We start from the raw sequence: 14,337 nt of genomic DNA, 5'->3' as shown, positions 1-14,337 counted from the left end.
AACAACCCGGTATGAACAACCGTGAAAGCCTGTATATGTCTTGCCTAGAAAGAAACACTCGCGTGTTCTCTCAGGACCCAACAGTGCATCGATATAGTCCCTGCCGGCGAAACATGGTTTCGCGTTCTACAGGATCTGATTGTCAGTGTTCCACCCGTGAGCACCGCCGGATGACGTATGCATCCGAAACGGTTTCTGTCTCACTCCCCCGCTACCTGTGTAGCGGTCCGAGCGAGAAGAGGCTCCTTAGAAAGGAGGTGATCCAGCCGCACCTTCCGGTACGGCTACCTTGTTACGACTTCGTCCCAATCGCCGATCCCACCTTCGACGGCTCCCTCCACAAGGGTTAGGCCACCGGCTTCGGGTGTTACCGACTTTCATGACGTGACGGGCGGTGTGTACAAGGCCCGGGAACGTATTCACCGCAGCGTTGCTGATCTGCGATTACTAGCGACTCCGACTTCACGGGGTCGAGTTGCAGACCCCGATCCGAACTGAGACCAGCTTTAAGGGATTCGCTCCACCTCACGGTCTCGCAGCCCTCTGTACTGGCCATTGTAGCATGTGTGAAGCCCTGGACATAAGGGGCATGATGACTTGACGTCGTCCCCACCTTCCTCCGAGTTGACCCCGGCAGTCTCTTACGAGTCCCCGCCATAACGCGCTGGCAACATAAGACAAGGGTTGCGCTCGTTGCGGGACTTAACCCAACATCTCACGACACGAGCTGACGACAGCCATGCACCACCTGTACACCGACCACAAGGGGGACCGTATCTCTACGGTTTTCCGGTGTATGTCAAACCCAGGTAAGGTTCTTCGCGTTGCATCGAATTAATCCACATGCTCCGCCGCTTGTGCGGGCCCCCGTCAATTCCTTTGAGTTTTAGCCTTGCGGCCGTACTCCCCAGGCGGGGCGCTTAATGCGTTAGCTACGGCACAGATCCCGTGGAAGGAACCCACACCTAGCGCCCACCGTTTACGGCGTGGACTACCAGGGTATCTAATCCTGTTTGCTACCCACGCTTTCGTTCCTCAGCGTCAGTTGTTTCCCAGAGACCCGCCTTCGCCACCGGTGTTCCTCCTGATATCTGCGCATTTCACCGCTACACCAGGAATTCCAGTCTCCCCTGAAACACTCAAGTCTGCCCGTATCGCCTGCAAGCCCGAAGTTGAGCCCCGGGTTTTCACAAACGACGCGACAAACCGCCTACGAACTCTTTACGCCCAGTAATTCCGGACAACGCTCGCACCCTACGTATTACCGCGGCTGCTGGCACGTAGTTAGCCGGTGCTTCTTCTGCAGGTACCGTCACTCACGCTTCGTCCCTGCTGAAAGAGGTTTACAACCCGAAGGCCTTCATCCCTCACGCGGCGTCGCTGCATCAGGCTTCCGCCCATTGTGCAATATTCCCCACTGCTGCCTCCCGTAGGAGTCTGGGCCGTGTCTCAGTCCCAGTGTGGCCGGTCACCCTCTCAGGTCGGCTACCCGTCGTCGCCTTGGTAGGCCATTACCCCACCAACAAGCTGATAGGCCGCGGGCCCATCCTGCACCGATAAATCTTTCCACCACAACACATGCATGCTGTGGTCATATCCGGTATTAGACCCAGTTTCCCAAGCTTATCCCAGAGTGCAGGGCAGATCACCCACGTGTTACTCACCCGTTCGCCGCTCGTGTACCCCGAAAGGCCTTACCGCTCGACTTGCATGTGTTAAGCACGCCGCCAGCGTTCGTCCTGAGCCAGGATCAAACTCTCCGTAAAAGACCTGCGAAACAATAACCCCCGAAGAGGCTGCGAATCAGTCAAAGACATCAAGTCAAATCACTAGCAAATAAACTCAACTAGCATTTTCAAACAACACCCGACAACAACCACCACAAGCGGATAATTGATACATCGAATGCTTTCACCAAACAAAAATTCGGCACTGACATTCATCGACACACTGTTGAGTTCTCAAAGAACACGCACACACTCGAACCCCACGAACACACAGTCCGAAGGCCTCAAGGGCAACTGTTCCAGCCTATCCCAGCTTGGTCTCGGACACAAGGCCCGACTCTTGGGGGATGAAACCTGCCGAGCCACACGTCCAACCTCGTATCCCTGTCCGTGAAGACCGGGTCGGTGTCCGTCGCTCTGACTCGACAAAAGTTACGCCACCAACCCCACGCGTGCAAATCGGCTGGTGGATCGAGGTGTTGCGGACATCTGTGCAGGTCCGAGCCCATGCGCGCTCCACCCTGCTCGTTACGGCCGCCATACCTTGCCGTGTGACGCCCACCATATTTGCAGGAAATACCGGTAATGCGGGTTTCAGGGCCGACACAACGCGAAGACATGATCGGGCAGCGCAAGGAGTGGTTCCACGTCTTCGGCACGTACTGCACGCCCGACGCTTTCACCGATGGGAACGACACCCGCCCACACTCCCCCGGCTGCAATGTCGGAGTCGTCGTCGACCGGTCCGCCGGCACGTGCCTTCACCGAGGCCTCGTACAGCGGAAGCGCCAGCACGCTGGTCGCTGCGAGTTCTTTTTTCGTATGCGCACGCAGGTGTGCACTTCTACCGGGAACGACCTGATCGACTATTGCGTCCAAAGCGCGGATTCGCTCCTGCTCGTCCTCCACTCGACGCGGCCGCCCAACCACGACCGCACTTCGATAGTTCATCGAGTGGTGGAACGCAGATCGAGCCAGAACCAACCCGTCGACGACGGTGACCGTCACGCAGATGTCCTGCGCCGAAGCCTCGATCAGGCTGCGAGAGGCCACCGAGCCGTGCAGGTACAGAGTTCCGGCCCTGTCCGGGCCGTCCGGATCCACGCCGAACACGGTCGGAAGCACACGCGGCACGCTGTCCACCACCACTCCCAGATGGCAGAGCCGAGCCGAGCTGAGAACGTCCAGCAGTGCCGATCGCTCAGCTCGAGCGCGCTGCCGACCACGGATCACCGTGGTTCTGTGCGTCGGGGACAGGAGTGCGTCGTCGGTTGTCATGATTACAGGATTCCGCTCGGTTGGCTCACTGTCATGGTCCAATAGATAGTGACTTTGCTAGGCCACTTATCTCCCTGGGCAGGTGACGCACGATGACATTGCCGCCGAATTCGCTGTCGATCACGGTCGATCGCGCCGACCGTCGTACGTTGCCCGTTCAGGTAGCCGACGGTATCCGCGCGGCCATCGATCGCGGCGAGCTTGGGCCGGGCGCCCGATTGCCCAGTACCAGAGCGCTTTCCGCCGAAGTGGGCTTGGCTCGCGCAGTGGTGGAGAAGGCGTACGAGCAGCTCGTGGCCGAAGGTTGGCTCGATGCACGTCGCGGATCCGGCAATTACGTCCGAGATGTTCCGCATGCCGTCAGATCACGCCGAAGCCCGCGCCGAGCACAAGAAGACCCACCGGTTGCTCAGCACATTTCACTCCGACCCGGAATACCGTGGACTCCTCCTCGTGCGTCCGAAGCGTGGAAGCGGGCCTGGCGAGATGTGGGCGCGTCGCCCCCGCCCGGCGACTACCCCGATCCGGCCGGTTTGCTCGACCTGAGAACACGCATCGCGGATCTGCTGGGCCGTGCACGCGGACTGCACACCGGCGCGGATTCGATCGTCGTGACCACGGGAAGCATTCACGGCCTCGACCTTGCACTGGGTGCCCTCTCAGCGAACGTAGGTGTCGAACATGTTCTTGCACTGGAGAATCCGGGATACCGATCTGCCGCCGCCCTCGCGACGCATCGCGGGTGGTCCGTTCACGATGTCTCCGTCGACCGTGAGGGCCTAGTGGTCGAAGAACTCGAATCTGTACCTCCGAGGGCCCCTGCCGTTTACGTCACCCCCTCACACCAATACCCCACCGGCGGGCTCATGCCCATCGGTCGCAGGCGCGCACTGGCGGACTGGGCACGGAGCACCGGATCGACCATCATCGAAGACGACTACGATTCCGAATTCCGTTACGGCATAGCGCCTTTGCCTACAGTCACCGAGCTCGTTCCGGACCGCGCCGTCTACTTGGGAACCGTATCGAAGACGTTGGGCGCCGGCGTGCGACTCGGATGGATGGTGGCTCCCCCGTCGATGGTCGAGCGCATCACCGAAACACGTCGCGCAATCGGCGACTACCCATCGGTGCCCATCCAGCACGCCATGAGCTCACTGTTACGCGACGGCGAATGGGACCGATCCGTACGCACCGCCCGTCGGATCTATCGGGCACGTGACCGCGTCGTGGCCGCCGCGCTCTCTCGATTCGGCGAGCTTCGGGGTGTCGGTGCCGGGCTGCATACAGTTCTCGTGCTCGACACCGAGGTGGCGCGCGACGTCGCGGCCGACTGCGCAGCGAACGGGGTCGACCTGCCCACCCTCGAGCACTCGACGCGGTCGCCGACCACCGAGGGTGGGATCGTCGTCGGCTACGGCTCGGTGGCGGACGATCGATTCGATCGGGCGCTGCGTGTGCTGGTCAACGCCCTCGACAAGAGACTGGTCAGCTGACCCGCTCGATGCTCCCTCCGAGAGCAGTCAGATTTTCCACGAATCGTGGATAGCCCCTGTCGATGTGGTAAACGTCGTGCACCTCGGTCGTTCCATCGGCTACCAGACCGGCAAGCACCAGCCCGGCCCCGGCCCGAATGTCGGACGACCACACCGGTGCACTGGACAGCTGCGGCACACCGCGCACCACAGCATGGTGGCCATCGGTACGAGCGTCAGCGCCCAGTCGGATCATTTCCTCGACGAACCGGAAGCGCGCCTCGAACACGTTCTCGGTGATCATCGACGTCCCGTCGGCGACGGTCGCAAGCCCGATTGCCATCGGTTGTAGATCCGTGGGAAACCCGGGGTACGGCAACGTCGCGAAGTTCACCGCTCGTGGCCGTTCGCGCTGGACGACGCGAAAGCCGTCCGGCTCGCTGGTCACCTCGGCACCGGCAGACCGCAGCTTGTCCAACACGAGTGACAGGTGCTTGGGGTTGACGCCCCGCACGCGGACATCCCCTCGCGTCATGGCAGCGGCAATCCCCCACGTAGCAGCCACGATCCGATCGCCGATGACCCGATGAGTGGTCGGCTTCAGCGCGCTGACTCCGCGAATGGTGAGCGTCGACGTGCCGGCACCCCGGACGTCGGCCCCCATCTCGTTGAGCATGTTGCACACATCGACGATGTCCGGTTCGCGTGCCGCGTTGTCGATCACGGTCTCACCGGTGGCGAGCACTGCCGCCATCAAGATGTTCTCGGTCGCTCCTACGGACGGGAAAGCCAACCGGATATTCGCGCCGCGCAACTCATCGGCTTCGGCGACGACGCATCCGTGCTGAATTTCGCTGCGTGCTCCCAGCAGCTGCAGGCCGGACTGGTGCATGTCGAGGGGTCGTGAACCGATGGCGTCACCACCCGGCAGGGCTACGACAGCCCTTTTACATCGCGCCACCAGCGGGCCCAACACGCACACCGATGCTCGGAATTGACGAACGGCAGCAAAATCGGCGTGATACTTGGGCATGGCCGGGGTGGTGATGTGAACGACCGAACCCTCGAGGTCGACCTCACAGCCGAGCCCACGCAGCACCTCTGCCATCAACGGCACATCCAGGATGTCGGGGCAATTGGTGATCGTGCTGGTGCCTTCGGCAAGCAGCGCGGCCGCCATCAGTTTGAGGACGCTGTTCTTCGCGCCGCCGACCGCCACCTCACCGACGAGGCGGTTACCACCGTTGACCAAGAAACGTTCGCTCACTTCGACAGCGTAGCCAGCGGCACCGACCGACACCCGCGCGGTACCGTAGCCGGCATGGCCGTCCATCTCACCCGCATTTACACCAGAACCGGCGACGACGGGACCACTGGACTGAGTGACTTTTCCCGGGTCTCCAAGAACGACGAACGCCTGATTGCGTACGCAGACTGCGACGAGACCAACGCGAGCCTCGGAGTGGTTCTGGCACTGGGCAACCCGTCCGAATCTGTGCATGCGGTGATCCGAACCATCCAGAGCGACCTGTTCGACGCCGGGGCCGACCTCTCGACGCCCGTCGTCGACGATCCGGAATATCCACCGTTGAGGATCGATCAGAGTTATGTCGACCGCCTCGAGGCCTGGTGCGACGAATTCAACGACGAATTGCCCGCGTTGACGTCGTTCATCCTGCCGGGCGGAACACCATTGGGCGCACTGCTCCACGTGTCGCGAACAGTGGCCCGACGCGCTGAACGATCGGCATGGGCTGCAGTGCAGGCAAGCCCGGAGTCGACCAGCGCGCTCCCGGCGAAATACCTCAATCGGCTCTCGGACCTGTTGTTCATTCTGAGTCGGTACGCCAATCCCGAGGGCGACGTTCAGTGGGTACCGGGGTCGAGTCGGACGACCAGCGAACCTGCTACCGACGAGAGCTGATCACGCCGCCGGCCGTCTGCGACGCGAGCGGCCGGACGGTCGGGATTCGACCCAGGACAGAAATGCGGTCAAAGCGCTTCTGTCGAGCGCGATCTCGAAATTCTTGCCGCTGTCCGTCAATTCCAGAACAGCGATGTCCGGAGTCATGATGTCGAACTCGGTGTCCTGCGGTGCACGCCGATCACCCACGTGAATATCTTGTCTGCCCAGACGGTGATCAGGTCCCGGGCGCAGACTCGACAGCTTGAAGAACACCAGAGTGTTGTCGCCGTACCGAATGATGCCGTGGCGCCATCCGCTACCACCATCGGACGGGAGCACCCGCATGATCGCCGCCGTACCTCCGCGGCGAAGAACCATCAGACGATACGCAAAAGCCGCGACGAGCCCTGCGAGCAGCACAACCAGAATGATCAGAGCAATCAGTCCGGTGTGCATCGCAGGTCTCGTCGCGGCTTCTCGTGAACCTAGGACCGCTCGACAGCGCGGATACGTCCCTTGGCCACCGCAATGGCCTCGAGGTCGTCGCCGTTCTCTGCCACTACGGACCGTGCCGCTTCCACATCGATGTCGTCGGCGAAATCAGCCGACTCCGCCAGCACGGTCACCGTCTTGCCCGTCACCGACAGAAATCCACCGTGGACGGCGGCGATGATCTTTTCGCCGTCGGTCGTCGTGATCGACACCGTGCCCGCCTCGACCAACTGGCCGAGGACAGGCTCGTGGCCGGCCATGATGCCGATTTCACCTTCGGTGGTCTGAGCACTGACGATGGTCGCGGTGCCGGACCAGAGTTTCTGCTCCACAGCGACCAGAGAGACCTCCATGCCGCTCTTCTCGGAAGAAGTCACGTCGGTCTACTTTCCGGCCATCTTCTTCGCGGCTGCCTCGACATCGTCGAGACCGCCACAGCTGTTGAAGGCCTGCTCGGGAAGGTGGTCGTACTCACCCTTGGTGACCTTGTCGAACGCCTCGATGGTGTCGGAGAGCGACACGACCGAACCGGCCTCACCGGTGAACTTCTCGGCGACGATGAAGTTCTGGCCGAGGAACTTCTGGAGGCGGCGTGCGCGACCGACCAGAACCTTGTCCTCTTCCTGAAGCTCGTCCATACCGAGGATGGCGATGATGTCCTGCAGTTCCTTGTACTTCTGCAGAATCCGCTTGACCTCGTTGGCGACGCGGAAGTGCTCCGCACCGACGATGCCGGGCTCGAGGATGCGGGAGGTGGAGCTCAGCGGGTCCACAGCGGGGTAGATACCCATCTGCGAGATCGGACGCGAGAGCTCGGTCGTCGCATCGAGGTGCGCGAACGTCGTTGCCGGTGCCGGGTCGGTGTAGTCGTCGGCGGGAACGTAGATCGCCTGCAGCGAGGTGATCGAGCGTCCGCGGGTCGAGGTGATGCGCTCCTGGAGCTCACCCATCTCGTCCGCCAGCGTGGGCTGGTAGCCCACGGCCGAGGGCATACGACCGAGAAGGGTCGACACCTCCGAACCTGCCTGCGTGAACCGGAAGATGTTGTCGATGAAGAGCAACACGTCCTGGCCCTGCACATCGCGGAAGTACTCCGCCATGGTCAGTGCAGACAGAGCGACGCGCATACGCGTGCCCGGCGGCTCGTCCATCTGGCCGAAGACGAGGGCGGTGTCCTGGAGGACGCCCATCTCTTCCATCTCGAGGTGAAGGTCGGTGCCCTCACGAGTGCGCTCGCCGACGCCTGCGAACACCGAGGTGCCCGAGAACTCACGTGCGATACGGGTGATCATTTCCTGGATCAGCACGGTCTTGCCAACACCGGCACCACCGAACAGTCCGATCTTGCCGCCCTTGACGTACGGGGTGAGAAGGTCGATGACCTTGATACCGGTCTCGAGGATCTCGGTCTTGCCCTCGAGCTGGTCGAAGGCTGGGGGCTTGCGGTGGATGCCCCACTGCTCGCCGTCGCGGCCGAGTCCGGGGGTGTCCAAGCAGTCACCGAGGGCGTTGAAGACGTGGCCCTTGACGACGTCGCCGACGGGAACCGAGATCGGCTTGCCCGAGTCGACGACAGCGGTGCCGCGGACGAGGCCGTCGGTCGGCTGCATCGAAATGGTGCGAACCAAGTTGTCGCCGAGGTGCTGTGCCACCTCGAGCGTCAGGGTCTTGGCCACGGTCGGCAGAGTGATCTCTGCGTTGAGGGCGTTGAACAGTGCGGGAATCGAGCCGCGCGGGAACTCGACGTCCACAACGGGGCCGATGACCCGAACGACACGGCCGGACTGAGTGTCCGCTCCGCTCGCGTTCTCTTGGGCTACTGCTGCGGTCATTGCTTAGTCACTTCCTGCGCTGTCGGCCAACGCGTTGGCGCCACCGACGATTTCGCTGATTTCCTGGGTGATCTGGGCCTGCCGAGCCTGGTTGGCCTGACGGCTCAGGGTCTCGACCAATTCGTTCGCGTTGTCCGTCGCTGCCTTCATGGCGGTACGACGCGCCGCGGACTCCGACGCTGCTGCATCGAGCAACGACGCGTAGATCCTGGTGCTGATGTACTTGGGCAGCAGCGCCGAGAGCAGAGTGCCTGCCTCCGGCTCGAACTCGTACTGTGCCTGCACATCTGCGGTCGGCGAGTCGGTCAATGCGTCCGCACCCATCTCGAATTCCTCGTCTGTGTACGAGATTTCGAGTGGTGCCATCCGGCGAACCTCGGGCTTCTGCGTCAGCATCGACACGAAGCGGGTGTAGACGATGTGCAACTCGTCCACGCCCTCGACGGTGCCTTCGCCGTTGGGAGCGTCGACCTCGGTGCCCGAGCCCGCCATGAACAGCTCGACCAGATGCTTACTGGCCTTCGCCGCGTCGGCGTAGCCGGGTTCCTGGGAGAAGCCGGTCCAGGCACCCTTCACGTCCCGCTCGCGGAATGTGTAGTAGCCCAGGCCTTTTGCGCCGAGCACGTAGATGACCGGATCCTTGCCCTCGGAGCGGAGGAGCTGGAACAGCTCCTCCGCTTCCTTGAGGACGTTGGAGTTGTAGCCACCGCACATACCGCGGTCACTGGTCACGACCAGAACTGCGGCACGCTTGGGCTCGGGTCGCTCGTTGAGCAACGGGTGATCGAGCGAACTCGATGCACTGGCCAATGCGGAGAGCACCTTGGTGATCTCTTCCGCGTACGGCTTCGATGCGGCAACGCGGGCCTGCGCCTTGGTGATTCGCGATGTTGCGATCAACTCTTGTGCTTTGGTGATCTTCTTCGTCGAGTTGACCGACTTGATGCGGGAGCGAAGCTCGAGAATGCTTGCCATCTAGCTGTTCACGCTCCCTTCTGTGCTCGTCTTGTCACCTGTCATCGCCGGCCTACTTGCTGACTGTCTTGCGGGTGACGTTGACCTGCTCCTGGCTGACCTCGTCGGCATTCAGAGTGTCTGCCTCGGCCTCGTTGACGACGCGGTTGCCGTCCGAGTCCACGAAGCCGGCCTTGAACTTCTCGGTCGCTTCGGTCAGTGCCTTCTGGTTGTCGTCGTCGAGAGCCTTGCCACCGGCAATGCTGTCGTAGACGCCGCTGGCGTTGCGGTGCAGATCCTCGAGCAGCTCGGTCTCGAAGCGGCGAACGTCGCCGACCGGGACGGAGTCGTACGTGCCCTGTCCGGCGAGCCAGATCGACACGATCTGATCCTCGACGGCGACCGGTGCGTACTGATCCTGCTTGAGCAGCTCCACCAGGCGAGCGCCGCGCTCGAGCTGAGCCTTGGAGGCCGCATCGAGGTCGGAAGCGAACGCGGAGAAGGCTTCGAGCTCACGGAACTGAGCGAGCTCGAGGCGAAGGGATCCGGAGACCTTCTTCATGCCCTTGGTCTGCGCAGCACCGCCGACTCGGGAAACCGAGATACCCACGTTGATAGCGGGACGGACACCCTTGTTGAAGAGGTCCGACTCCAGGAAGACCTGGCCGTCGGTGATGGAGATGACGTTGGTCGGGATGTACGCCGAGACGTCGTTGGCCTTGGTCTCGATGATCGGCAGAGCCGTCAACGATCCGCCACCGAGCTCGTCGGACAGCTTTGCCGAGCGCTCCAGCAGACGGGAGTGCAAGTAGAAGACGTCACCGGGGTATGCCTCGCGGCCCGGCGGACGACGCAGCAGCAGTGAGATGGCGCGGTATGCCTCGGCCTGCTTGGTCAGATCGTCGAACACGATGAGGACGTGCTTGCCCTGGTACATCCAGTGCTGGCCGATGGCCGAGCCGGTGTACGGAGCGAGCCACTTGAAGCCGGCCGAATCGGACGCGGGGGCCGCGACGATGGTTGTGTATTCGAGTGCGCCCTGCTCTTCGAGCGCAGCCTTGACGCCTGCGATCGTGGAGCCCTTCTGGCCGATGGCGACGTAGATGCAGCGAACCTGCTTCTTCTCGTCGCCGCTCTCCCAGTTGGCCTTCTGGTTCAGGATCGCGTCGATGCAGACGGCCGTCTTGCCGGTCTTGCGGTCGCCGATGATGAGCTGGCGCTGGCCACGGCCGATCGGGGTCATGGCGTCGATGGCCTTGATGCCGGTCTGCAGCGGCTCCTCGACGGGCTGACGCTCGAGCACCGAGGCAGCCTGCAGCTCGAGGGCGCGGGTCTCGGAGGACTCGATGTCGCCGAGGCCGTCGATGGGCTTGCCCAGGGGGTCCACGACGCGGCCGAGGTAGCCGTCGCCCACGGGGACCGACAGCACGTCTCCGGTGCGCTTGACTTCCTGGCCTTCTTCGATGTGCTCGTAGTCACCGAGGATGACGGCACCGATTTCGGTGGCATCCAGGTTCAGCGCGACACCGAGGACTCCGCCGGGGAATTCCAGGAGTTCGTTGGACATCGCCGACGGCAATCCGGACACGTGAGCGATTCCGTCGCTCGTGTCCGTAACCGTGCCGACCTCCTCGCGGGAAGACTCCGGTGAGTAGCTCGCGGTGAAGTTATCGATCGCGCTACGGATCTCGTCGGAGGAGATCGTCAGCTCCGCCATAGTGTTTCCTGCTCTTCCTTCGAATGATCGCGGTATGAAAAGCCTCGAATGCCGAGGCGATTCGTCTCGTTACTGTGTCCGTGTCGGACTATTTGAGCGTCTTTCGCAATGCAGCGAGGCGGCCTGCCCCGCTACCGTCGATGACCTCGTCGCCGATACGAACGACAAGTCCGCTGAGCAGTTCGGTATCGACCTCTACGTGCACCGTGACCTGCTTGCCGTACGTGCGGGTCAAGGTTGCGGTCAGCTTCTCGAGCTGACTGTCGCTCAGTGGGGCTGCGCTGCGTACGTGTGCAACCGCACGGTCACGCTGTTCGGCGGCCAGATCTGCCAGTCCGTTCAGCACGTCCGCGGGGGCCGCCTTGCGGGGACGCGTCACAGCCTGAACTGCGAGCGCCTCGGTGACTGCCGTGACCTTGCCGTACAGCAGACGACCGAGCAGTTCGCGCTTGGCCTGCGACGGCTTCGAGCGATCCGACAGGGCCTGCTCGAGCTGCGGGTTGCCGGCCACGATGCGTCCCAGTCGGAACAACTCGTCCTCGACCGTGTCCAGCTGATCCTGATCGGCCGCAGCGCGGAGCAGAGCTTCGCGTCCCAGCTCGACCAGAGAGTTCAGCAGGTCGCGGGCGTTGGACCAACTTTCGCCGGCAGCGGCCTTGACGATCGTTGCCGTTGCACTCGACACCTGGCCGGAGAAGACCTCTCCGGCCAGATCGCTTCGCCGAACGCCCTCGACCGACGAGTCGGCAAGAGCGGTACGCAACGTGCGCTGCGCGTCGAGAGTCTCGACGACGGCGAACAACTCGGCACCGGTCTGAGCAGCGACAGCTGTTGCCTCGCCATCCGACGCGGACCCCAGAGCTTCGTGGGCAACCGACCGCGTACGGGCGAGTGACTCACGAGAAGTTGCGTACATGGTTCGACTCACTTTCCGGATGCGGAGTCCGCGGTGACGGAATCCAGCTCGTTGAGGAAGCGATCGATCGAACTGGAACGCTTCGCGTCGTCGGACAGCTGCTCTCCGATGACCTTCTCCGCGAGTTCGACGGCCGTGCGTCCCAGATCTCCACGAAGTTCGGTGACGATCTGCTGACGCTGAGCAACGAGCTGATTGTGGCCTGCGGCCACGATCCGGTCGCTTTCCTCCTGCGCCTTTTCCTTCATCTCGGCAAGAATGGCCTGCCCCTGGGTACGCGCTTCCTCGCGGATCTGCGCGGCCTCGGAACGTGCGTCGGCCAGCTGAGCGTGGTACTGCTCGAGAGCAGCCTTGGCCTCGGCCTGCGCCTGCTCGGCCTTCTTGATTCCGCCTTCGATGAGCTCGGAACGCTCGGCGAGGACCGTCTGGAAACGCGGTACGACGTACTTCCAGAACAGGAAGCCGATGATCACGACACAGACGATCGACCAAACGATGTCGTATGTTGCGGGCAACAGTGGGTTCGGGGATTCCTCCCCTTCAGCCCCTGCTGCGAGCAGCGTTATCGCGTTTGTCATCGCGCTCTCAGAGAATGAAGCCGGCGACGAGGCCGATCAGGGCGAGGGACTCGGTGAATGCAATGCCGAGGAACATCGTCGTACGGAGCTGACCGGCCAGCTCGGGCTGGCGAGCGGTGGCTTCCATGTTCTTGGCGACGACCAGGCCGAGGCCGATGCCACCACCGATCGCTGCGAGGCCGTAGCCGATGGCGCCGTATCCGCTGGCGGTGATTTCCTGCGCCTGGGCCAGAACTTCAAGGCTCATTCGGTTTTCCGTTCCCTTTCTTCGGTCCACATCCGGGTGTCGGAGGTGGCGGTGTAGCTAGTTCGGTCTGTTGGTCGGTCAGTGCGAGTCGGCGTGCAGCGACAGATCGATGTAGATCGCCGTCAGCAGCGCGAAGATGTACGCCTGCAGGAAGATCACCAGCATCTCGAACATCGTGAACAAGAAGCCCATGATGAGCGAGGGTGCGGCGAAGATCTTCAGGCCAGCGGAGGCCTCGAAGAGGAAGAACTGCGTGGCGCTGAAGAACAGCACGAGCATGATGTGGCCGGCGAGCATATTGGCCAGCAGACGCACGGTCAGCGTGAACGGGCGGAGCACGAAGTTCGAGATGAACTCGAGCGGAATCAGCAGCACGTGCATGGCCGGCGGGATGCCGGGGATGACGATCGTGCCCTTGACGAACTTGCCGACGCCGAACTTCTTCACACCGGCGTAGACGAACGCGATGTACGCGACCGCGGCCAGCACGATGGGCAGGCCGATCCTGGCGTTGGACGAGATGTTCAGGAACGGAATGACCGCACTGGCGTTCACCGCCAGCACCGTGAAGAAGATCGTCATGATGACGGGCAGGAAGCGACGTCCCTGTTCCTTGCCGAGCACGTCCTCCGCGACGTGGATCCGAACGAAGTCGAGAGCGATCTCGGCAACGTTCTGAATTCCACGAGGCACGATCTTGGGGCTGCGCAGAGCGATCAGCATGAACACGATCAGCAGCGCCGACATCAGGATGCGGATGAGCATCAGTCGGTCGAGCTCGAACGGGGTTCCCTCGAACAGCACCGCGGGAGGAAAGAAATCGGATAGTGACGGCGGATGGAACTCCGCAGCCAGGTTGGTGACGCTCAGCGGTCTCTCCCGTGTTCGGGCCGCAGCCGGGTGACGACTGCGGTTCGATCGGACAATGACGATCTATCAAGTCGACGAAAATCGGCTCGCAATCGTCAGAGGCTGAGGCCCGGTCTTCATCGGCCAAGCGTCTGTCGGGTGTCGGCGACTCACGTCGACTCGGCAACTCTCAGGGCGGAACCTTACGTTGCCGAAGTCGGTGACTCCGGGCCTACTGTAAGGAAGCTCACGCTGACTGCTACCTGCGGGGGTCCAGTCCGGGGAAAAAGTCTCTTTTGTCCCGGTCTTGCCCACCGCTTGATGCAAACTTTATCAACAGAACTACGACGTTGTGTAGGCGGGCCT

At 62.3% G+C, this 14,337-nt stretch carries 13 protein-coding genes and 1 rRNA gene; 2 read left to right on the top strand and 12 right to left on the bottom strand.

The window, feature by feature from the left end; translation table 11 throughout:
* Positions 1 to 250 precede the first annotated feature (250 nt).
* Positions 251 to 1,766 (bottom strand): 16S ribosomal RNA (locus tag BH93_RS10145).
* 555 nt (positions 1,767 to 2,321) lie between these two features.
* Positions 2,322 to 3,005 carry a pyridoxamine 5'-phosphate oxidase family protein gene (locus BH93_RS10140; RefSeq protein ID WP_037177722.1) on the bottom strand — a complete coding sequence of 228 codons (684 nt, stop codon included), beginning with the start codon at positions 3,003 to 3,005 and terminating at the stop codon, positions 2,322 to 2,324.
* A gap of 92 nt (positions 3,006 to 3,097) precedes the next feature.
* On the opposite strand from BH93_RS10140, the gene pdxR reads away from it, so the two are divergent.
* A complete protein-coding gene (gene pdxR, locus BH93_RS10135) occupies positions 3,098 to 4,501 on the top strand; it encodes a MocR-like pyridoxine biosynthesis transcription factor PdxR (RefSeq protein ID WP_242459176.1) in 1,404 nt (467 codons plus the stop codon).
* Here the strand turns inward: pdxR and murA are convergent.
* Positions 4,494 to 5,747 (bottom strand): UDP-N-acetylglucosamine 1-carboxyvinyltransferase, encoded by a 1,254-nt coding sequence (gene murA, locus BH93_RS10130; protein WP_032379489.1) that lies wholly within the window; start codon positions 5,745 to 5,747, stop codon positions 4,494 to 4,496. The genes pdxR and murA overlap by 8 nt on opposite strands.
* Before the next feature lie 54 nt (positions 5,748 to 5,801).
* On the opposite strand from murA, the gene BH93_RS10125 reads away from it, so the two are divergent.
* Complete coding sequence (locus BH93_RS10125) at positions 5,802 to 6,404, top strand: cob(I)yrinic acid a,c-diamide adenosyltransferase (protein ID WP_037177718.1); 603 nt, start codon at positions 5,802 to 5,804, stop codon at positions 6,402 to 6,404.
* On the opposite strand, the gene BH93_RS10120 is transcribed toward BH93_RS10125, so the two are convergent.
* The 9 genes from BH93_RS10120 to atpB form a co-directional block, all read right to left on the bottom strand.
* Positions 6,405 to 6,842: a DUF2550 domain-containing protein gene (locus tag BH93_RS10120; RefSeq protein WP_037177716.1), complete on the bottom strand. Its 438-nt coding sequence runs from the start codon at positions 6,840 to 6,842 to the stop codon at positions 6,405 to 6,407.
* A 29-nt stretch (positions 6,843 to 6,871) separates the two neighbouring features.
* Positions 6,872 to 7,231, bottom strand: coding sequence for a F0F1 ATP synthase subunit epsilon (locus BH93_RS10115; RefSeq protein ID WP_032378882.1), 360 nt, complete (start codon positions 7,229 to 7,231; stop codon positions 6,872 to 6,874).
* A 30-nt stretch (positions 7,232 to 7,261) separates the two neighbouring features.
* A complete protein-coding gene (atpD, locus tag BH93_RS10110; protein ID WP_027497899.1) occupies positions 7,262 to 8,710 on the bottom strand; it encodes a F0F1 ATP synthase subunit beta in 1,449 nt (482 codons plus the stop codon).
* A 3-nt stretch (positions 8,711 to 8,713) separates the two neighbouring features.
* The gene (locus BH93_RS10105; RefSeq protein WP_037177714.1) at positions 8,714 to 9,685 is read right to left on the bottom strand and encodes a F0F1 ATP synthase subunit gamma; all 972 of its coding nucleotides are present in this window, start codon (positions 9,683 to 9,685) and stop codon (positions 8,714 to 8,716) included.
* A 52-nt stretch (positions 9,686 to 9,737) separates the two neighbouring features.
* A complete protein-coding gene (gene atpA, locus BH93_RS10100; RefSeq protein ID WP_032378884.1) occupies positions 9,738 to 11,381 on the bottom strand; it encodes a F0F1 ATP synthase subunit alpha in 1,644 nt (547 codons plus the stop codon).
* A gap of 88 nt (positions 11,382 to 11,469) precedes the next feature.
* Entirely contained in the window at positions 11,470 to 12,297 is an 828-nt protein-coding gene (locus BH93_RS10095) for a F0F1 ATP synthase subunit delta (RefSeq protein WP_032378885.1), read from the bottom strand.
* An 8-nt stretch (positions 12,298 to 12,305) separates the two neighbouring features.
* Positions 12,306 to 12,875 carry a F0F1 ATP synthase subunit B gene (locus BH93_RS10090; RefSeq protein WP_032378886.1) on the bottom strand — a complete coding sequence of 190 codons (570 nt, stop codon included), beginning with the start codon at positions 12,873 to 12,875 and terminating at the stop codon, positions 12,306 to 12,308.
* A 7-nt stretch (positions 12,876 to 12,882) separates the two neighbouring features.
* Positions 12,883 to 13,122 carry an ATP synthase F0 subunit C gene (locus tag BH93_RS10085; RefSeq protein ID WP_008715092.1) on the bottom strand — a complete coding sequence of 80 codons (240 nt, stop codon included), beginning with the start codon at positions 13,120 to 13,122 and terminating at the stop codon, positions 12,883 to 12,885.
* A 78-nt stretch (positions 13,123 to 13,200) separates the two neighbouring features.
* Positions 13,201 to 13,926: a F0F1 ATP synthase subunit A gene (gene atpB / locus BH93_RS10080; protein ID WP_032378887.1), complete on the bottom strand. Its 726-nt coding sequence runs from the start codon at positions 13,924 to 13,926 to the stop codon at positions 13,201 to 13,203.
* Between the last annotated feature and the right edge of the window lie 411 nt (positions 13,927 to 14,337).

Origin of the sequence: Rhodococcoides fascians A25f, assembly GCF_000760935.2 — a bacterium.
GTDB lineage: Bacteria > Actinomycetota > Actinomycetes > Mycobacteriales > Mycobacteriaceae > Rhodococcoides.
This window is presented reverse-complemented; position numbering and strand designations above follow the sequence as displayed.